We start from the raw sequence: 20724 nt of genomic DNA, 5'->3' as shown, positions 1-20724 counted from the left end.
AAATACCAAGTTCCAAAGATTAGGTATGGCAAAGCTCTAGCAGGTCCTAGTTTTTTATAGGGTCTTTGCTTAGGAGGAAAATTATAAGAAGCGATGAGAGGCTATGACTTGTAAAGCATAGGCCTTTTGGCTTACTTATCAATTGGCAAAATCTCTAACTTTTTTTAGCTATATTAAAAAAATCTTTGAAAAATGTTATAATATGGACATGGAAATTAACAAAAAACGTTATAGGGATTTGGATTCCTATCTCAAGCTAAAATTTAAGAAAAAAATCCTAAAACTTCCCCTTGATGGGGGCTTCACCTGCCCCAACAGGGATGGAACTTTGGGAAAATCTGGTTGTATCTATTGTTCAGCTAGGGGAAGTGGCGAGTGGACTTTTGCCAAACTTTCTATAAAAGAGCAAATCAATAGGCAGAAGATAAAGCTTTCCCAAAGGGGGAGGGAGGAAGGCTACCTTGCCTACTTCCAAAATTTCACCTCGACTTATGGGAGTCTTGAGAGGATGAGGACCTTATTTTATGAGGCTCTTGATGAAGAAAAGGTGGTGGGGCTTTTCCTTGCGACTAGGGCAGATTGCCTAGATGATGAGGTTGTTGACCTACTTGATGAATTAAATCAGAGGACTTTTCTTGTTGTAGAACTCGGTATGCAGAGTGTCAATGAGGGGACAATCTCTCTTATCCAAAGGGGCTACAGCCACGAGGCTTTTGATAGGGGACTAGCAAGGCTTAGAAGCCGTGGGATAAGGACTCTAGTCCATGTTATTGTTGGTCTTCCTTATGAAGGTATGGATGATTATCTAAGGGATATTGCCTATATCAATGGTAGGGGGATTTGGGGAATCAAAATCCACAACCTCTACCTAGAAAAATCCAGCAAATTTCTAAGATATTTTGAAGAAAATCACCTAGCCTATACCATGACCAAGGATGAATATGTCAATATTTGTGTAGAAATGCTTAGGCATTTGTCCAAGGAAGTTGTTGTAAATAGGCTAACTGGAGATGGAGTCAGGGAAAAAATCGCCTACCCTGATTGGTCGAAAAACAAGGCGGGTATATTATCTAGTATAGATAAGCAAATGAAAGAAAATGATTATAGACAGGGGGACTTATGTCAAGAAAACTAGCTAGTAAATTTTATGTAAATGACCTAAAGGATGATATCTACCAAGATAAAACCAAGACCCTACTCTTGGTGGTAGATGAGCAACCAAAGCTTATGACAACTATGGAAAATGGCGAAAGGACTACGACCAATACCCTAGCTCTCATCAAGGCCTTCAAGGAATATGAGATGAACTACCTTGCCACAGAGCAATATCCAAAGGGACTTGGAAGAAGTGATGAGAGGATACTTGCTGAAATCAGTGAGGAGAAAATCTTCGCCAAAAGCCTTTTTGATGCAGCTATTCCAGAGGTTGTAGCTTTTATCAAAGAAAATGGAATAAAAAAAGTCCTAGTTACTGGGGCAGAGGGTCATATTTGTATCTATCAAACAGTGAGGAGTCTGTTGGATATGGGGCTTGAAGTTTTCCTTGTGGAAGATGCGGTAGCTTCTTTTACTGAAGACTTGAAAGCTACAGCCCTAAGGAGTCTTGAAAATATGGGTGCAGTAATTGTGAACACTGAGATGGTTCTCTTTGACATAGCAAGAGATGCCAAAGATATCCATTTCAAATTTATTTCAAACTTAGTTAAGTCTTTGAGATAAGTTTTTGGACTTTTGCAAGCCTTGCAAGAGTCCTATTTTTTATCAATAGTATTTATCCAGGCAAATGAACAAAAAAGCTAGACTAACTAGCGAATAAGGAGGTCTTATGATTGAAGTAAAAAATTTTTCTAAAACCTACGCCAATGGCAAAAAAGCGGTAGATGATATTTCCTTTGAGGTAAGAGATGGTGAAATATTTGGATTTTTGGGGCCAAATGGGGCCGGCAAATCCACAACCATCAAGTCCCTTGTCGGTATTAATTCCAAAAGCAGGGGAGAGATTACTATTAATGGCAAAAGTCTTGAGGAAGATCCCCTAACCTACAAGAGGCAATTTTCCTATGTTCCTGATAATCCAGACCTTTTTGAGAATTATTCGGGCAAGGAATATATAAATTTTGTGGCTGATATTTATGGCATTGATAGCCAAACTCGCAAGCAAAGGCTAGAATATTACCTAGAATTCTTTGACCTAAGAGATTCTATGGATACGCAAATTTCTTCATATTCTCATGGTATGGCTCAAAGGCTTGCCCTTATAGGTGCCTTGATTAATGATCCCTTTGTTTTGATTTTGGATGAGCCTATGGTGGGTCTTGATGCCAAGTCCTCCTACAACCTAAAAAAAATCCTAAGACAGAGGGCAGATGAGGGGAAAATCGTATTTTTCTCAACTCATGTTATGGAAATCGCCCAAGAATTGTGCGATAGACTTGCCATAATTAATAAGGGAAAGATTATCGCTAGTGGTAGCTTTGCCGAGATAAGGGAGCTTGCTAGAAACAAGGGAAGTCTGGAAGAAGTTTTCTTGGAGCTTACCGATGAATAAAAATATAAAAACAATAACTAAATACGCCTTAAAGGAACAGTTTTTTCCATATTCTCCCAAGAAGACTGTCGCCAACCTTCCCAAAAACTACCTCTTTAGGTTGCTTCTTATCCTTTATTCTTACCTAGTTTTTGGTGGTATATACTATTATGTGATGAAAATTGCTGGAAAAGCCTATTTTGCGAGTGGACAAATAGAGATGTTTTTTACAAGTTTTGGTATTCTCACAAGTCTTATTACGATTTCCCTCTATGGACCAAGAATTATGGGAGATTTTTTCACAGACAAGCTTGTGGCTAACTATCAAAGCCTTCCTATAAATCAAGGGGAACTTTTTGTTGGCAAAATTTTTGGTGGAGTCTTAGGATTTATCGACTATTTCTTGTTCTTTATCCTTACTTTGCTAGTATATTTTGGAGAAAATTCTTTCGACCTTCCTACCCTTATTTTGGGACTTGTAAATTTCTTTCCCATGCTTGCAATTTCCTACACTCTGCTCGCTCTCCTTATCCTGATTATTAAGAGGTTTACAAGAGCTAACAAGTACAAGAAATTTTTCAAAAATCTTGGATATGTAGTAATGTTAGCTGTAATTGGTATGATTTACTACCTATCCTTCAATGCAGGAAGCATGGCGGGCTCTGGCAGGGGGAATTTTACAAGCGGTCTTTCAGAAAGTCTCATTAAGGTGGGCAAGGTGAGTACGATTTTTCTTAACGCCAAACTTTTTGGCCTATCCCTCAGTGGAAGTATAGGTCAAAGACTCGGGGCAAGTTTAGGCTTGTGGCTTATGGCAGGAGTAATAATTTATATATCCTACAAGCTCGCCGACAAATGCTACTACCAAGCGGTCTTTGACAAGATGGAAGCAAAAATCGGTCAAGAAAATCCTAAGAAAGCAAGAAAAACTAGCTTTAAGAGTTCTAGCCAATTTAAGGCAATCTACAAAAGAGATTTAAAGATTCTGACCAGTAATATAATGTTTCTCTACACGCCAATCCTCATGCTTATGATTTTTGGAATGATGAGTTTTTCTGTTGGTAAGCAAATCCTAACAGAAATGGATAAGTCTATGCTCTATGCACCTTGGACTAGGATAATGTGCCTTGCTGGTGCTTTTCCCTTCGGCTTAATAGTTTGGATAAATGGGTCAACAGCAACAAATGCCCTATCTAGGGAAGGCAAGGGTTTCTACCTTTTTCAAACCATGCCGATTGATTACAAAAGCCACATGAGGGCGAGATTTATGGCGGCTATGACTGTAGCAACCATCACAAACCTTGTTTTGGCACTCCTTGTAGGCTACGTCCTAGAACTAGGTCTGGTCAATAGCCTTTGTATTTTTGGGGGACTTTTCCTAGCAAGCCTAAGTGGCACAATTGTTGGGCTTTACTTATCAACCCTAGGTATAAAAACCGATTGGAAGAATCCGAAAGACCTAAGCCAAGGCAACTTAAAGTTTTTAGGCTTCTACTTCCTGTCCATGATTTTTATTGGACTTTTAGTTGGACTTTTTATCCTCCTAGCCAAACTTACAGAAGGAAATGTAATTATTGCAAGCCTTGGATGTTATTGTCTAATCCTAGGTCTAAGCCTAATCTTCTACCTTTTAGCAAGGAGAAAATACAAAAAAGGCTTTTTCGATGTTTAGGACAAATATCCCTCCCAACTTAGCTTGGTTGAGGGATATTTTTTTTGTGAAAATTTCTTCGGAAAAATTTCAGTTGAGATTTTTTTCTAAAACTACTTTCAAAACTTAGGATAGAAATTAAAAGGAAAACAGGAAAACAATATCATTACTTGGCACTTTATGAAAGTAGTTTCTATATAAGCTACAATCATTGAAATATAATTCAAAATGATATATACTCTAACCAACAAGGAGGTTACAATGACCAAGGAAAATAAAGTGGAAACTATCAAGGGCAAACTTATAGTTTCTTGTCAGGCTCTAGCAGATGAACCTCTCCATTCTTCGTTCATTATGGGAAGGATGGCAAGAGCCGCCAAGCTTGGAGGAGCAAGGGGCATTAGAGCAAATACAAGTGCCGATATAAAAGAAATCCAAAAGGAAGTCGACCTTCCGATAATTGGAATTGTCAAGAAAGACTACGACGATTCAAAGGTTTACATAACTCCAACTATGAAGGAAGTTGATGAGCTTGTTGCTACAGGAGTTGATATTATAGCTATGGATGCTACAAAAGACCTAAGACCAGCTGGCCTTAGCCTTGATGATTTCTTTAGGGAAGTTAAGGCAAAGTATCCAGACCAACTTTTTATGGCAGATTGTTCGACAGTCGATGAGGCAATCCATGCTGATGAGCTTGGGTTTGATTTTGTTGGGACTACTCTAGTTGGCTACACTGACCAATCTAGGGGGGATAAGATAGAGGCAAATGATTTTGAGATAATTAGGAAAATTCTCAAAAAGGTTAGAGCAAGGGTCATAGCTGAGGGTAATATTTCAACTCCAGAAAAGGCGAAAAGAGTCCTAGAATTGGGTTGTTATAGTGTGGTAGTAGGTTCTATTATTACAAGACCTCAAGTTATTACCAAGTTGTTTGTTGATAAGATTGAAGAAATTTAAGCTAAGGAAGGGAAATTATGAGAAATTTAGACAAATACAAGGGAGTTATTCCAGCATTTTATGCTTGCTACGATGAAAATGGAGAAATTAGCCCAGAAAGAGTTAGAAACTTAACTAGATATTTTATTGATAAGAAAGTTAAGGGAGTTTATGTAAACGGATCTTCAGGTGAATGTATTTACCAAAGTGTTGAAGATAAGAAAATCGTTTTAGAAAATGTTATGAAGGAAGCTAAGGGCAAACTTACAGTTATTGCTCACGTTGCTTGCAACAACACTAAGGATTCTATGGAGCTTGCAAGACACGCTGAAAGCCTCGGAGTTGACGCTATTGCAGCAATCCCACCTATATATTTCAGACTTCCAGAATATGCCATAGCAGACTATTGGAATGATATTTCATCTGCTGCCCCAAATACTGATTTTGTAATCTATAACATTCCTCAACTAGCAGGGGTTGCCCTAACAGCTTCTCTATTTGAAGAAATGAGAAAAAATCCTAGGGTTATAGGAGTTAAAAACTCTTCAATGCCAGTTCAAGATATCCAAATGTTCAAGCAACAAGCAGGAGAGGACTACATTATCTTTAATGGCCCAGACGAACAATTTATTTCTGGTAGACTTATAGGAGCTGAGGGTGCTATCGGAGGAACTTATGGAGCTATGCCTGAGTTAATCCTAGAGATGGATAAGTGCCTAAAGGAAAAAGACTGGGATAAGGCTCAAAAAGTCCAATATGCAGTTGATGAGATAATCTATAAGATGTGTTCAGCTCATGGAAATATGTATGCAGTTATCAAGGCAATCCTAAGGGAAAATGAAAACTTGGATATAGGTGGAGTAAGAAAGCCACTAGCTAGCCTAATTGATGCTGATGATAAGATAGTTAAAGAAGCCGCGGCAATGATTAGAGATGCTAAAAGCAAGTTTCTAGGATAAGAAGGAGACCTATATGCAGGGATTTACAAATATTGATTTAGTTATACTTGTTGTATATCTGGCAGCAGTTCTCTTTGCAGGCCTTCATTTCTCCAAAAAAGAAATGAAGGGCAAGGAGTACTTTAAGGGTGATGGAACAGTGCCATGGTGGGTAACTTCTGTTTCTATCTTTGCAACCCTCCTAAGTCCAATTTCTTTCCTATCTCTTGCAGGAAACTCTTATGCAGGAACGTGGATAATGTGGTTTGCCCAACTAGGTATGCTTATAGCCATTCCTTTTACTATCAAGTATTTCTTGCCAATTTATAGCAAGCTTGATATAGATACTGCCTACCACTACCTAGAAATTAGGTTTAAAAGCAAGGGGCTAAGGGTTCTTGGTGCTATAATGTTTATAATCTATCAAGTAGGTCGTATGTCAATTATTATGTACCTACCATGTATGGTGCTTTCTAGACTTATGGGAATAAACGTTAACATTTTGATTATTATAATGGGAGTGATAGCTATAATTTACTCTTATACTGGGGGCTTGAAATCTGTTTTGTGGACAGACTTCATCCAAGGTTCAGTGCTTCTAATTGGAGTAAGCTTTGGTCTAATATATCTTCTTTGCCATATAAATGGTGGTTTTGGAGCAGTAATCCACGAGCTAAGCTCTAGCAGTAAGTTCTTGGCAGCGGATCAACCAGTATTTGACGCAAATATTTTTAGAGATTCAATCTTCCTCTTGATATTTGGGGCAGGCCTTAATACAATCGGTTCCTATGTTTCAAGCCAAGATATTGTTCAAAGATTTACAACAACCACAGACACCAAACAACTAAATAAGATGATGATAGCTAATGGATGCTTGTCAATCTTTATAGCAACAGTTTTCTATCTCATAGGTACAGGTCTTTATGTCTTCTACCAAGTTCAAGGCAACCCTCTACCACCAGCAGCCCAACAAGATCAAATTTTTGCCTCATGGATAGCCTTCGAGCTACCAGTTGGAATCACTGGCTTGCTCCTTGCAGCCATCTATGCAGCTGCCCAATCAACCCTATCAACAGGTCTTAACTCAGTTGCATCAAGCTGGACAATGGATATTCAAGCAAGACTTAACAAGAAAGAAATAAGCCTTGAAAAACAAACAAAGATAGGACAAAATGTTTCACTCATAGTAGGAATTTTTGCCATAGTTGTTGCTATGGTATTGGCTCAAGGTGGTGTAAAATCAGCCTATGAATGGTTCAACGGCTTTATGGGACTTGTACTAGGTATCCTTGTAGGAACCTTCATCTTAGGAGTCTTTACAAAAGTTGCCAACAAGTTTGGAGCAAGCCTTGCCTTTGTCGCAGCCTCATGCGTGATGGTTTATATCAAATACTTTGTAGACCCAGCCAAGATTTCCTTCTGGTCTTACTCAATAATCTCAATAGCAGTATCCCTAGTAGTTGGACTTTTGGCCTCAATAATTTATAATAAAGTTAAAGGCATCAATCCAGATGTACCTAATAACTCTACTATCTACAACTTGAAATAGGAGAAGAAAATGATATTTGCAAATATATCTAATCTTGAAGAATACTCATTTTTAGATAAAAAAATAAAAGAGTGTTTTGATTATTATAAAGAAAACGACCTAAAAGACTTCGCCAAGGGCAGTCATCCTATAAGGGGAGATGAGCTTTTTGTAAACATAGTTGAATATGAAACTACAAGCCCTGAAAATAGGTTTTGGGAAGCCCACAAGGACTACTTGGATTTGCACATAATGCTAGATGGTAGGGAAGATATAGCCCTAAATTTCATCGGGAACATGAACCTAGGCGATTATATCAAAGAAGATGACTACCAAAAGCTAGAGGGTGAGAAAAATTCCCTAGTTACCTTAGAAGAAGGAGATTTCCTAATTTGTTTTCCAAACGATGGCCATATGACAGCCCTTGCTCATGGCAAGGAAGAGAAGATAAAAAAGGCTATTTTCAAAATTAAAATTTAAGCAAAATCAAGGGTCTGGTTAAAGACCCTTTTGCCATATGAAGAGGAAGTTATGAAAAAATACATAGTAATTGATATAGGCGGAACTGCCATCAAATATGGGCTGGTGGATGAAGAAGGAAAAATCATAGAAAAACACGAGATGAAAACTGAGGCCCATAGAGGTGGAGAGGCTATCCTAAAGAAGGTCATAGACCTTGTAGCAACCTACACATCAAAGCTTAAGCCTTTAGAGTGTGGAGGAGTTGCCATTTCAACTGCTGGCATGGTTGATACAAAAAATGGGTCGATAGCCTACGCTTCTGACCTGATCCCTGCCTACACAGGCATCAATTTCAAAAAGGCCATTAGGGAGAAGTTCGCCTTGCCTTGTCAAGTTGAAAATGATGTGAATTGTGCGGGTCTTGCTGAATATAGGTCAGGGTCTGCCAAGGCTAGCAAAATCATGGTCATGCTTACAATAGGAACAGGGATTGGAGGATGTGCCATAATAGAGGGCAAGGTTCTCGAAGGAGTTGGTGGCTCTGCCATGGAAGTAGGCTATATGAGAATCGGAGATGAAAGGTTTGAAAACCTAGCCTCAACTAGGATTTTGCTTGAAAATATTGCAAGGAGAAAGGGAGAGGATGTAAGCAAGATTAATGGCAAGATGATTTTTGACTTGGCAAAAAATGGCGATGTGATTTGCCTTGAAGAGATAGACAAGATGTGCGAATATTTGGCTCAAGGTCTTGCCAACATCGCCTACGTCCTAAATCCTGACACCATAGTCCTTGGTGGAGGTATCATGGCCCAAGGAGAATTTTTGCGAGAAAGAATTGAAAAGCCTTTGGAGAAATTCTTGCAAAAACCTATTTTTGATAAGCTTCGCCTAGAATTTGCCTACCACAAAAACACTGCTGGAATGATGGGAGCCTTTTATAACTTTAAGATTAAAGAAGGACTTTGCTGATGGCCTACTATATAAAGTCAGTGGTCGAAACCATAGAATCCAACTATGAAAATTTCACGGCAGTCGAGAAAACCATAGCAGATTTTTTTATCCACAATGACAAGTTGGGAGATTTTGCGGGCAAAGTCCTAGCAGAAAAGCTTTTTGTATCAGAAGCCAGCCTTTCTCGTTTTGCCCAAAAGTGTGGCTTCAGGGGCTACCGAGAATTTATTTACCAATATAAGGAAAGTTTTGTTGAAAAGCAAGAGGACATAACAGATAGCGTAAGTCAAGTTCTGAAAACCTACCAAGAATTGCTAAATAAAACTTATTCCCTAGTAGATGAAAATCAGATAAAAAGAATCTTGGGCTACCTAGATGAGTCGAGCAAGGTCTTTGTTTGTGGCAAAGGGTCTTCGGGTCTTGCCGCCAATGAAATGGAACTGAGATTTATGAGGATAGGGGTAAACATAGACTCAGTTACCGACACCGACCAAATGAAAATGAGGGCAGTCTTTCATAAGGAAAATAGCCTAGTTGTCGGCATGAGCATCAGTGGAGAAACCAAGGAAGTCCTCTATTTTCTCAAAGAAGCCTACAAGAGAGGGGCAAAGACTATCCTAATTACCTCCCAATTTAGGGAATCCTACAAGGAGTTTTGCCATGAAATCGTCCTAGTCCCTTCCCTCAAGCACCTCAACCACGGTAACGCCATAAGCCCCCAATTTCCAATCTCAATAACAGTCGACCTTCTCTACTCCCAATTTGTAGAAGAAGATAAGAAAACTAAGGAAAAAATGCACGATGACACCCTCAAAGCTCTCGACAGCAAGGGGGAGGAATAGAAAGACTAGAATCGAAAGTTCTGGTCTTTTTTGATTAGCTTAAAACATTTAATTAAGGATAAAGCAAGATATGATAAACAAGCTAAATCAAGATTTCTATACTAGGAAAAGCAAAGAAGGTGTATAATATATAAAAAAAGGAGTAATTATGAAATTTAAAGATTTAGCATATAAAAGACCGGATTTTGATGAGATTGTCGAAAAGATTTCTACCTTCCTAGATGAACTTGAAAATTCAGCAAGTGAGGAAGAGTTTTTTGACCTTCACAAAAAAATTGAACAAGAGTTTGCAAAATTCAACGAACTCTATACAATAGCCCACATCAGAAACACCATAAACACCAAGGATAGCTTCTATGAAGAGGAGATTGCTTCATTCAATGAGAACCTTCCTCGCATCACCGAGCTTAACCATCGTCTACAAACTATAAGGCTAAAAAGTGCCTATAGACCTGCCTTTGAGGAAAAATATGGCAAGACTATAACCCAAAGGGACAAGCTTCAAGCGGACATCTTTGATCCATAAATCATGGAAGATAGGGTAAGTGAGTCAAAGCTTGTCAATGAATATTATAAGTTGATTGGTGGGGCAGAGATTTCCTTTAGGGGTGAGATTAAAAACATACCAGCCCTTACTGCCATCACCCAAGATAAGGACAGACAAACTCGCAAGGAGGCCTTTGAGGCCCTAAATGCTTGGTTTAGCGACCACGTTGAAGAGCTTGATAGAATTTATGATGACTTGGTAGAAATAAGAACAAGAATTGCCCAAAAGCTCGGCTTTTCTACCTACACTCCAGTTGCCTATAAGGTTATGGGTAGGCTAGATTGGGACGCTACAGATGCAAAAAAATATAGGGAGCAAATAGTAAAACACCTAGTTCCCCTTAGCCAAAAAATCTATGCCGACCAAGCCAAGAGAATCGGCATAGACCACATGAAATATTACGACCTACCCTTAAGTTTTCTTTCAGGAAATCCAAAACCTGTTGGAGGAGAGGAAGTTCTTGTAGCCAAGGCTCAAAAAATGTATAGGGAACTTTCAAAAGAAACTGGGGAATTTTTCGACGCCATGGTAGAAAAGGCAATGATGGACTTGACAAGCAAGGAGGGCAAGGCTCCAGGTGGCTACATGACAAGCCTTCCAATCACAAAGATGCCCTTTATCTTCTCAAACTTCAACGGCACAAGTGGGGATGTGGATGTTCTAACCCACGAGGCAGGCCACGCCTTCCAAGGCTATCTCACAAGAGATATGTATCCAGAAGAAAACAACGACCTAACCATGGAAATTGCTGAAACTCATTCCATGAGCATGGAATTTTTCACCCATCCTTGGATGGAGGACTTCTTCGGCAAAGATTCCGAGAAATACTACTACGACCATGTGGCAGCTGCCATCAAATTCATCCCTTATGGAGCAAGCATAGATGAATTTCAAGAATTTGTCTACGAAAATCCTCAAGCCACTCCTTCTGAAAGAAGGGCAAAATATAGGGAGATTGAGAAAAAATACCTCCCACACCTAGACTATGATGGTAACGAATACTTAGAAAATGGAGGTAGGTGGCAAAGACAACTCCACGTTTTCACAAATCCTTTCTATTACATCGACTACACCATAGCCCAAGTAAATGCTTTCCAATACTTCATAAAAGACAGAAAAGATCACGAGAAAGCTTGGAAGTCCTACCTAGACCTCTGCAAAATCAGTGCCAGCCTCCCAACCAAAGAGGCTCTCGAAAAAGTAGGAATAAAAAGCCCCTTCGAAGCAGGCACAATAGAAGAAATAATTCCACAATTAACAGAATACCTTGAAAGTCTGGACAAGGAAAAAATAAAATAAGAAAAAAAGGAGTTGATAGCTTAGCTTTAACTAGGCTACCAGCTCCTCTTTTAAAATTGAGATAGGTATGGTGCTACTTTCAAGAGCAGATTTTATTTCCTAAAAATAAACAAATACTCATGAGCAATCAAAAGAAAGTTATATTTTATACTATTTGTTTTCCAATAAACTGTAGCCCTACAATTATGCTGGTGTTTTATTATTAATTCTTTAAGTTTAAAACCAGCATCTTGAAATATTTTCATAACCTCAAAAGACATAGGGATCATATGGCCTTTTTGGCGAGTATCTCCCATAAGGATAGCACAGAATTTATCTGCTTTCAAAACTCGATAGCTTTCGCTAGCGACTTTTTTCATTTCTTCAAGAAAGTCTGTTACCTTCAATAAGGATAGGTCTTCTTTTATATCTTCACTGTAAGAAATTATATTAGCATAGGGCGGATGAGTACATATCAGGTCAATGGAGGAGTCGGAAATAAAATTTAACTTTCTGGCATCTGCCTTATGGAGATAGACCCTTCCATTAGCTCCTTCGTGAACAAAATTTATTTTCTCCCTACACCTATCCAGTGCAATCTCATTTACATCAACGCCAATTATATTTCTATTTAGTAACTTTGCCTCTACAAGGCTAGTTCCGCCACCAACAAACTGGTCAAGGACTAGATCGCCTTCCTTAGAATACCTTAGTAAGATATTACGGGGGATATAGGGCGACCAATTCCCTCTCCACTTTGCATCATGAGTTGCCTAGTTGCCACGTTTGGGAAAAGACCACATGGTTGTCATTTCTAACTGGAAATCATCTGGCTCCCGTTTGGTAATTTTTTTGTCATTATTAGAAAACCTCACCAATTATTTCATCTTCTAAGTCTTTAATATTATAAATATGGTCCATAACATCAAAAGTTTCTTCTAGGTTATTACGGGCACCCTTCCACCCCTTACCATCCGTAGACCAAACAAAGGTAAAACCATCGATTTCATAAGCTTCTAGGGCAAGAGTTTTGTAACCTATTGCAGTCTCATTCAGTTTGCTACCACTAACCCGCATAAAAATTAGTTTCAAGGCCATAAATCATCTGGGGAGTTTTCACAACAAAATCAAAACGCTTTTCAGTTTTTCCCTTGTTAGAAATTGACGATAAATCTATCCCCCACTTATCGGTGATTTCATGAATATACATTTCTTTAAAATAAGTATAATCCTTCTTAAATCCAGCTTTTATAATGAAAGCCTCAACCAAATCTTCCATAAGATGGCCTCCTCTATTCTTACGTCCCTTGGAATCAAGCCCTGTCTCAACTCCTGTTACATAGTCAACAAGATTATTTATTATGTGATTTTCTAATAGGTCGAATAAACCAGTTTGTTTCATAAAATAGCTATAAGACTTGTAAGTATCAGGATTTATGGAGGAAGCTTTAGCTAAATTGAAGTCATACAAAATACCACCATTTGCATCTTGGCAGTAAATTTCATGGCTCCTTACTGCAAGAAGGATGGGGATGCATTTAATAACTTCTGGATATTTAGAAATTAGGTGTTCAAAGTCATCCTCAATATTTTTAGAAGCGATGATTGAATTTAAAATGTTAAGTTCGATCTTTATATTAGAAACATTCCTATGGACTTTGTCAAAGTCAATATAATACTTATAATCTGCTATGCTTTGTCTAAAATTTGATAGCCAAGTGTCAAAATCTCTTTTCAAATATTTTCTCCTAATAATTGTGTCTATATTCCCTCATGGGAGAAGGCAGGCTAAAAATTAGATATAAGTAGTTCTTTGATCTTTCCCCTAGAGTCGGCCTTGCGGTTTATCATTCTGCTGGCAGCAACCCTTCTTATCTTATGATCCGAGTAGATATCATCAAAGAAATCATCTGCTTCATCTGAATTTTTGGGATCTGAATTACTTAAAACTATCTTTGCTCCTTTTTACGCAATTGATCAATAATTTATGCTATAACTGACATACAAGACCATCATTATGGATGATAAATTCAGTGGTTAATAAGTAAAAATTAGTTGTTGGAGGGAGTTTTTAATTATTCTAAAGTTTCCTAACAAGATTTATCCTCAAAGACAACAATAACGGCACCTTGGTGGACTTTTATTTTGAAATCAGCTTTGGCTGTTTCGTTGGAAACACCGAGGGAATCATCTATTGACATAGGGTAGGAGTCTAGTTCGTAGAAAAGACCTTCTAGGCTTATTTTGGTTTCGTTATCTAGGGAAAATATTGAAACATAGAAGTCACTGCCCTGATATTTGTAGAAAAAATCTTCTTTGAGGACAAAAATTTCTTTTTTCTTGGACCTTAGTCTTATATCAATCCCCTGTTTTTTGTACCTATAAAGGGTTCTGATATTAGAAATCGTGTGGCTTTCCCTACCACCAAGACCACCATAGATGATGATTTTCTTATAGCCTAAATCTTTTGCCATCTCTATGGCTGCAACTGTGTCTGTGAAGTCCTTGATTGGGTTTAGGGCAATTACCTTGACACCTTCTGGCTTTTTGGATGAATCAAAATCTCCAATAATATAGTCCACTTTGATTGCTTGCTTTTGGGCAAGGGTGTAGCCCTTATCAGCAGCAAGTACCAAGTCCTTTTCTTCTATTTTATCAAAGAAACCATCAAAGGCTCCTCCTCCAATTATATAACAAGTTTTCATATAAGCTCCTTAGCTTAAGTTTATTACAAATCGCTTTTTTAAGCAATATTTTTAAACTTGCCCCTATTTGTTATTTTTGTGGTAAAATATACTTGTACGATATATTTATGGAGGAAGTTATGGGAAAGATGGATAAAAAATCACAAGATTTGTTGAAGGTTATCAGCTACGGAGTTTTCCTATTTTTTGCCTTATGGTATTTCCCTATTATCAAACAAGGTATTAGCAAAGTTTTGGATGTCTTCCAGCCATTAATTATCGGAGCTATGATTGCTTATGTAGTAAGTATACCTATGAATTTTTTTGAAAGAAAATTGACTCGCCTTTTCCCCGACAAGAAGCATGAGCATCTGCTTGTAGGCTTGTCCTTATTTATAAGTTGGGTTTTGATAATAGCTGGTTTTGTTCTTTTCTTGAATATTTTTATACCAAAGATTATCACAGTTATTTTCTCTTTCTTGAATAGGTGGCCAGAGTTTGTGAGGGAAACTTATGAAACTATGAACAAGTATGCCCTAAGTCGTCCTTATGCTAGCAAATTTTATGATTATGTGAACTCTTTTGGCTGGTATGAGATAAGAAGTGCGGCTATAGATTTTTTATCAGGGGATAAGACAAATATTTTTAGCTTTACTACCAATATCATAAACTCAATTGGTTCAAGTCTTGTTACTTTCTTTACTATCCTTGTATTTTCAATTTTTGTTTTGGTGTATAAGGCAATGTTAAAGACTAATGGGACAAGGATTATGTATGCTCTTTTGAGTGAGAAGAGGGCGGACTACCTAAACAAGGTCTTTTCCCTATCTTATAACACTTTCAAGGACTACATTTATTCAAGACTTATAGCTGTAGTAACCCTCTCAGTCCTAACCTTTATTGGGATGTTTGTCCTTAGACTTCCAAACGCTGGGATTATTTCAATCTTTGTTGGAGTATCGGACTTAATTCCAATATTTGGACCAATAGCTGGAGCTGGGGTTTCAGCTCTTATCATATTTTTGGAAAGTCCTGCCAAGGCTTTGATTTTCATAATTTATGATCTAGTAATCCAACAAATCCAAGAAAATATTATTTATCCAGCCATGGCTGGAGATAAGATTGGGCTTCCTGCTGTCTGGGTTTTGGCATCCATTACCCTTGGTGGGTCTTTGTTTGGAATCTGGGGGATGCTAATTTCAATTCCAGTAGCTTCTATTATCTACACCCTCTTCCACGAGTTTATTGATAATAGGCTAAGGGAGAAAAATATTGGAGAAGATACAATAGAAAAAAAGAAAAACAAGGTATATACAATAGAGGATATAGACAATCATGAAGTTAACTAGGTCAAGCTTTGGAGAATTTGTGCCAGTGGTTGAGGGAAATCTTACCCACTACGGGGGCTATCAAAATTCCCTTGAGCAAAAAAATGTTAGCAAGTTTTATAGGGACAGGTCTTGTGTGGTTACAGCCTTTACCAATGTTTATTTCTACCTTTTCTATAAGGGTGGAGAAATTGATATGGACTTATATAATGATTACCAATACTATTTTTTTAAAAGGCTAAGACCATGGGCCAATGGTGTTCCAACAGTCAAAAGCCTTGATAGGAGGCTTGATAGAGTAAGGGGCGATATGGGACTTGACCTAAAGAGTAAGACCCTTACTGAAACCCTAATAAACAAAAGACCCTTGGCAAGGAAAATCGACTTCATAGAAGAAGCTCTAGCAAAGGATAGCCCACCTATACTCATAAATTGGCTATCGACCGATATTGATGTTATTCGTCACCACGGAGTTTGTATTACAGAACTTAATAGGGTCGGTAACAAACATGAACTAGTAGTATCCAGCTGGGGCAGGATATATAGGTTTTTCCTAGAAGATTTTCAAAGACAGTTTAGAACTTATAGCGGATTAATTTATTTCACAGAGAGGTAATATGCAAAGACAAAAAAGATTAGCAAGGGGAAATGGTGTTATTCTACCAATATTTTCCATCCCTTCCAATTATGGTATAGGCACTTTCGGCAAAAAGGCCTATCAGGCAGTCGACTTTATATCAGATGCAGCGATTAAATATTGGCAAATCCTCCCACTAGGACAAACATCCTATGGGGATAGCCCCTACCAATCATTCTCATCTTTTGCAGGAAATCCCTACTTTATCGACCTAGATATGTTGATAGAAGAAGGGCTTTTGGAAAAAGAGGAGCTTGAGAACCTTAATTTTGGCGACAATGAAAGATATGTCGACTACGGCATCCAATACAACCTTCGCTACAGAATCTTGGAGAAGGCTTACGAAAGAGCCAAGGAGCAAAAAGGCCCAGAGATTGAGGCTTTTAGGCAAGAAGAAAGCTATTGGGTTGAGGACTACGCCCTCTTTATGGCAATCAAAAGAGAGAAATTTGATGTAAGCTGGCTAGAATGGGACGAAGAACTCAAAAGACGTGACCCAAAGGCACTTGAAGAATTTAAGGAAAAAAATGAAGATTTAATAGGCTTTTATATCTTCATCCAATATGAATTTTTCAAACAATGGAAGAAACTCAAAGAATATGCCAATAGGAAGAAAATCAAAATCATAGGAGATTTGCCAATCTATGTGGCTATGGATTCCTGTGATGCTTGGGTCAACTCCGACATCCTAAAGCTTGACCCACAAACAAAAGAGCCTATCATAGTTGGAGGAGCTCCACCAGATGCTTACTCAGAAGATGGTCAACTTTGGGGCAATCCTGTCTATGATTGGGACAAGGTGGCAGCAAGCGATTACGACTTTTGGGTAAAAAGAATCGGGGCTTGCCTAAGGCTTTACGATATTTTAAGACTAGACCACTTTAGAGGTTTTGAAGCCTACTATGCAATACCGGCTAGTGATGACAATGCAAGATATGGCACTTGGCAGTTGGGACGTCCTTACGAATTATTCGATAAGATTATTGAAACCTATCCACAAGCCCTTTTTATAGCAGAAGACTTAGGCTATATCACCAAGGAAGTTGACGATTTGAAAAATCACTACAACTTCCCAGGGATGAATGTAATCCAATTCGCCTTTGGAGAAAATTTCGACAGTAACTACCTTCCTCACAACTATGCGAGAAATTCGGTCGTATATTCATCAACCCACGATTCCGATACCCTCCAAGGATTTTTGGATGTGGCTGACGAAGATTTAACAAAGTTAATTGACAAATATTTTGGCTTAAAAGATTATGATGACAAGCTTTGGGAGATAAATAGAGCCCTCATGGCTTCTGTTTCTGATATAGCCATGTTTGAAATTCAGGACTTCTTGGGTTATGGTAATGAGGCGAAGATAAACAGCCCTTCAACTATAGGAATAAACTGGAAGTGGAGAATGGTTGACGCAGATTTTGATGGAATGTTGGCGAAAAGAATAAAAGAAATGTCAAAAGTATATGGGAGATATGATAATGGACAAATTGAAAAAGAATAAGTTTATCGAAAACTATATCGAAAACCTACAAAGAATTACCTTAAAATCTTTTGAAGATACATCTGATAAGGACAGATATGATGCTCTTTGCGATTCAATTATGGAATTGATTAATGAAGAGTGGAGAGATTGTAAGAGAAAAACTCGTAACCAAAGAAAGGCTTACTACCTTTCAGCAGAATTTCTTGTAGGAAGATCCCTAGGAAATAACCTAATTAACCTAGGTATCTATGACGAAGTCAAGGAACTTCTTAACGGAATTGGCATCGACTTTGAAGCAATTGAAAACTACGAAGACGATGCAGCTCTAGGAAATGGTGGACTTGGTAGGCTTGCAGCTTGCTTTATGGATTCAGCAGCAACCCAAGGCCTTAACCTAGTTGGCTATGGAGTTAGATATAGAGAAGGAATCTTCAAACAAAAGATAGAAGAAGGCTTCCAAGTTGAAAGAGGCGATAGCTGGATTAAGGATGGAGATGGCTGGTCAATCAGGGTTGATTCTGATGCAAAAATCGTTAGATTTAGAGATCAACAAGTTAAGGCTGTTCCATTCGATATGCCAGTAGTTGGTTTTGAAAATGGCGTTGTAAATACCCTAAGACTTTGGCAATCAGAACCATTTGAAGAGTTTGATTTTGCTAAGTTTAACAACTACGAATACGATGAGGCAGTAAGTGAGAAAAACCGTGCAGAAGATATTACCAGAGTTTTATATCCAAATGATATGCAAAGAGCTGGTAAGGTTTTAAGACTTAAACAACAATACTTCTTCTGTTCAGCATCTATCCAAGATATGGTAGAAAAATACAAGAACGACTACCCAGAAGACTTAAAGTTTGAAAATTTCAGCAAGTACCACGTTATTCAACTTAACGACACCCACCCAATCATAGCTATCCCAGAGCTAATCAGAGTTCTAGTTGACGAAAATGGAATCTTCTTTGAAGATGCTCTTGCCATAGCAAGAAAGGTCTTTGCCTTTACCAACCACACAGTCCTCCAAGAAGCCCTAGAAAGATGGGATAAGGACATTATGCTTGAAGTAAACCCAAGATGTCTTGAAATAATCGAAAAAATCAACGATATTTTGGTTGATGAATTTAAGGCAAAAGGCTATTCAGAAGATCAAATCGACCCATACAGGATTGATAGATTTGAACAAATTCATATGGCCAACCTCGCTATTTATGTTGGATTTTCAGTAAATGGTGTAGCAGCCCTTCACACAGATATCCTAAAAGCAGACACCTTTAGCCACTGGTACAAACTAAGACCAGAAATGTTTAACAACAAAACTAACGGTATCACCCCAAGAAGATGGCTAGTTTACTCAAACAGAGAGCTAACAAACTTCATAACAGAAAAACTTGGCACAGAAGATTGGAAATATCAACTAGACCTATTAAAAGGCCTTGAAAAATACGCTGATGATGAGAAAGTCCTAGAAGAATTGTGGAATATCAAACAAACAAAGAAAAATGAACTTGCTAGATATATCCTAGAAAAAGAAGGTGTTAAGATCGACCCAACATCAATATTCGACATTCAAATCAAGAGAATCCACGAATACAAGAGACAACACCTTAACATCCTTCACATAATCTACCTCTACCACAAACTAAAGAAAAATCCTGACATGGACTTCACACCAACAACCTTTATCTTTGGTGGAAAGGCCGCACCAGGATATTTCAGAGCTAAGGGTATGATTAAACTTGCCAACGAAGTAGCAAGGGTAGTAAATGCTGACCCAGATGTAAACAAAAAGCTCAAGGTAATCTTTGTAGAAAACTACAGGGTAACTTACGCAGAAAAACTCTTCCCAGCAGCAGACGTATCTGAGCAAATCTCAACCGCTGGTAAGGAAGCATCTGGTACAGGAAATATGAAGTTCATGCTAAATGGAGCTCTAACTCTTGGAACACTTGACGGAGCAAATATCGAAATCTTTGAGCATGCTGGTGAAGAAAACAACTATAGGTTCGGTGCAACAGTAGAAGAGTTAAACGAAATAATGGATACCTACAACCCAGTTGAATTCTACTCAAAAGATGCTGACATCAAAGATGTGGTAGATAGCCTAGTAAGTGGAGAATTTAAGGACAACGAATCATACATGTTCCTTGACATCTACAACGAACTAATCAAGCCACAAGAAGGTCAAAGAGGGGACACCTACTTCCTCCTAAAGGACTTCAAATCATATGCTCAAGCACACGAAAAGCTCAACAAGGAATATAGAAACAAACTAGAATGGTCAAGAAAATGCCTAATCAACATAGCTAACGCTGGTTTCTTCTCATCAGATAGAACTATCTTAGACTATGCAGATGACATTTGGAAAATTGACAAACAATAGGATTAAAAATGGACGCTAAAAGTATTTTAGGTCTTATGATACCATTTATAGGCACAAGTCTGGGAGCGGCTTGTGTCTATATAATGCGTGATGAATTAAATCATAAGCTACAAAAAGGACTATCGGGCTTTGCGGCAGGAGTAATGGTTGCAGCAAGCGTTTGGTCCTTATTAATTCCTGCCATGGATATGGTAGAGGCAATGAAAAGGATGGCCTGGCTTCCAGCTAGTATTGGCTTTATAGGTGGAATAATCTTCCTTTTATTCTTAGACTCAGTAATCCCTCACCAACATATAGACTCAGATGCACCAGAAGGTATGAAAAGCGAAAGCTTGAGAAAAACAACCATGATGGTTCTTGCAGTTGTGATACATAATATACCAGAGGGAATGGCAGTTGGAGTATCCTTTGCAGGCGCAATCTATGGCCACGGAAGTGTAACAATGGCAGGAGCTATGGTTCTAGCCCTTGGTATAGCCATCCAAAATTTCCCAGAAGGAGCTATAATTTCCATGCCCCTAAAGGCAGTAGGAGTTAACAAGCACAAGG

General features: G+C 38.2%; 21 protein-coding genes. 17 read left to right on the top strand and 4 right to left on the bottom strand.

All coding sequences use genetic code 11. From position 1 onward, the window contains the following. The first annotated feature begins 202 nt into the window (after nucleotides 1–202). The 12 genes from Q0W95_RS01625 to Q0W95_RS01570 all read left to right on the top strand — a co-directional run bounded on the left by Q0W95_RS01625 (nucleotide 203) and on the right by Q0W95_RS01570 (nucleotide 11684). A complete protein-coding gene (locus tag Q0W95_RS01625) occupies nucleotides 203–1135 on the top strand; it encodes a TIGR01212 family radical SAM protein (RefSeq protein ID WP_297789098.1) in 933 nt (310 codons plus the stop codon). Further along, the gene (locus tag Q0W95_RS01620) at nucleotides 1120–1719 is read left to right on the top strand and encodes an isochorismatase family protein (protein WP_297789094.1); all 600 of its coding nucleotides are present in this window, start codon (nucleotides 1120–1122) and stop codon (nucleotides 1717–1719) included. The genes Q0W95_RS01625 and Q0W95_RS01620 overlap by 16 nt, the downstream gene beginning before the upstream one ends. A gap of 106 nt (nucleotides 1720–1825) precedes the next feature. Next, nucleotides 1826–2548 (top strand): ABC transporter ATP-binding protein, encoded by a 723-nt coding sequence (locus Q0W95_RS01615; RefSeq protein WP_297789091.1) that lies wholly within the window; start codon nucleotides 1826–1828, stop codon nucleotides 2546–2548. Then, nucleotides 2541–4199 (top strand): hypothetical protein, encoded by a 1659-nt coding sequence (locus Q0W95_RS01610; RefSeq protein ID WP_297789089.1) that lies wholly within the window; start codon nucleotides 2541–2543, stop codon nucleotides 4197–4199. Before Q0W95_RS01615 ends, Q0W95_RS01610 begins: the two co-directional genes overlap by 8 nt. A 240-nt stretch (nucleotides 4200–4439) precedes the next feature. After that, nucleotides 4440–5138: an N-acetylmannosamine-6-phosphate 2-epimerase gene (locus Q0W95_RS01605; protein ID WP_297789086.1), complete on the top strand. Its 699-nt coding sequence runs from the start codon at nucleotides 4440–4442 to the stop codon at nucleotides 5136–5138. Nucleotides 5139–5155: 17 nt separating this feature from the next. Further along, nucleotides 5156–6076 carry a dihydrodipicolinate synthase family protein gene (locus tag Q0W95_RS01600; protein ID WP_297789083.1) on the top strand — a complete coding sequence of 307 codons (921 nt, stop codon included), beginning with the start codon at nucleotides 5156–5158 and terminating at the stop codon, nucleotides 6074–6076. 13 nt (nucleotides 6077–6089) lie between these two features. Continuing rightward, nucleotides 6090–7604 (top strand): sodium:solute symporter, encoded by a 1515-nt coding sequence (locus tag Q0W95_RS01595; RefSeq protein ID WP_297789080.1) that lies wholly within the window; start codon nucleotides 6090–6092, stop codon nucleotides 7602–7604. A 9-nt stretch (nucleotides 7605–7613) separates the two neighbouring features. Further along, nucleotides 7614–8063, top strand: a complete 450-nt coding sequence (locus Q0W95_RS01590; RefSeq protein WP_297789077.1) for a YhcH/YjgK/YiaL family protein — start codon at nucleotides 7614–7616, stop codon at nucleotides 8061–8063. Between the two features lie 51 nt (nucleotides 8064–8114). After that, on the top strand, nucleotides 8115–9014 hold the full coding sequence (locus Q0W95_RS01585; RefSeq protein ID WP_297789074.1) for an ROK family protein: 900 nt from the start codon (nucleotides 8115–8117) through the stop codon (nucleotides 9012–9014). Beyond that, nucleotides 9014–9838, top strand: a complete 825-nt coding sequence (locus tag Q0W95_RS01580; protein WP_297789070.1) for a MurR/RpiR family transcriptional regulator — start codon at nucleotides 9014–9016, stop codon at nucleotides 9836–9838. The genes Q0W95_RS01585 and Q0W95_RS01580 overlap by 1 nt, the downstream gene beginning before the upstream one ends. A 148-nt stretch (nucleotides 9839–9986) precedes the next feature. Next, on the top strand, nucleotides 9987–10364 hold the full coding sequence (locus tag Q0W95_RS01575; RefSeq protein ID WP_297789068.1) for a hypothetical protein: 378 nt from the start codon (nucleotides 9987–9989) through the stop codon (nucleotides 10362–10364). A gap of 3 nt (nucleotides 10365–10367) precedes the next feature. Next, entirely contained in the window at nucleotides 10368–11684 is a 1317-nt protein-coding gene (locus Q0W95_RS01570; RefSeq protein WP_297789065.1) for a M3 family oligoendopeptidase, read from the top strand. Between the two features lie 92 nt (nucleotides 11685–11776). Here the strand turns inward: Q0W95_RS01570 and Q0W95_RS01565 are convergent, their stop codons facing one another. The 4 genes from Q0W95_RS01565 to Q0W95_RS01550 all read right to left on the bottom strand — a co-directional run bounded on the left by Q0W95_RS01565 (nucleotide 11777) and on the right by Q0W95_RS01550 (nucleotide 14368). Continuing rightward, a complete protein-coding gene (locus tag Q0W95_RS01565; RefSeq protein WP_297789169.1) occupies nucleotides 11777–12382 on the bottom strand; it encodes a DNA methyltransferase in 606 nt (201 codons plus the stop codon). 142 nt (nucleotides 12383–12524) lie between these two features. Further along, nucleotides 12525–12761, bottom strand: a complete 237-nt coding sequence (locus Q0W95_RS01560) for a DpnII family type II restriction endonuclease (protein ID WP_297789063.1) — start codon at nucleotides 12759–12761, stop codon at nucleotides 12525–12527. Continuing rightward, nucleotides 12730–13401, bottom strand: coding sequence for a type II restriction endonuclease (locus tag Q0W95_RS01555; RefSeq protein WP_297789060.1), 672 nt, complete (start codon nucleotides 13399–13401; stop codon nucleotides 12730–12732). The genes Q0W95_RS01560 and Q0W95_RS01555 overlap by 32 nt, the downstream gene beginning before the upstream one ends. 352 nt (nucleotides 13402–13753) lie before the next feature. Beyond that, nucleotides 13754–14368 (bottom strand): thiamine diphosphokinase, encoded by a 615-nt coding sequence (locus Q0W95_RS01550; RefSeq protein ID WP_297789057.1) that lies wholly within the window; start codon nucleotides 14366–14368, stop codon nucleotides 13754–13756. A 119-nt stretch (nucleotides 14369–14487) separates the two neighbouring features. On the opposite strand from Q0W95_RS01550, the gene Q0W95_RS01545 reads away from it, so the two are divergent. The 5 genes from Q0W95_RS01545 to Q0W95_RS01525 form a co-directional block, all read left to right on the top strand. Beyond that, nucleotides 14488–15696, top strand: coding sequence for an AI-2E family transporter (locus Q0W95_RS01545; protein WP_297789053.1), 1209 nt, complete (start codon nucleotides 14488–14490; stop codon nucleotides 15694–15696). Continuing rightward, complete coding sequence (locus Q0W95_RS01540) at nucleotides 15683–16291, top strand: hypothetical protein (protein ID WP_297789050.1); 609 nt, start codon at nucleotides 15683–15685, stop codon at nucleotides 16289–16291. Before Q0W95_RS01545 ends, Q0W95_RS01540 begins: the two co-directional genes overlap by 14 nt. 1 nt (nucleotide 16292) lies before the next feature. Further along, on the top strand, nucleotides 16293–17816 hold the full coding sequence (gene malQ, locus Q0W95_RS01535; protein ID WP_297789047.1) for a 4-alpha-glucanotransferase: 1524 nt from the start codon (nucleotides 16293–16295) through the stop codon (nucleotides 17814–17816). Beyond that, nucleotides 17794–20175, top strand: a complete 2382-nt coding sequence (locus Q0W95_RS01530; RefSeq protein ID WP_297789042.1) for a glycogen/starch/alpha-glucan phosphorylase — start codon at nucleotides 17794–17796, stop codon at nucleotides 20173–20175. The genes malQ and Q0W95_RS01530 overlap by 23 nt, the downstream gene beginning before the upstream one ends. Nucleotides 20176–20183: 8 nt before the next feature. Next, nucleotides 20184–20724 (top strand): ZIP family metal transporter (locus tag Q0W95_RS01525; protein ID WP_297789039.1); only part of this gene is annotated, 541 nt, incomplete at its 3' end.

Source organism: uncultured Anaerococcus sp., from assembly GCF_947253225.1.
Taxonomy (GTDB): Bacteria; Bacillota; Clostridia; order Tissierellales; family Peptoniphilaceae; genus Anaerococcus.
Note: the sequence above shows the minus strand (reverse complement) of the source record. Positions and strands in the feature narration are given on the sequence as shown.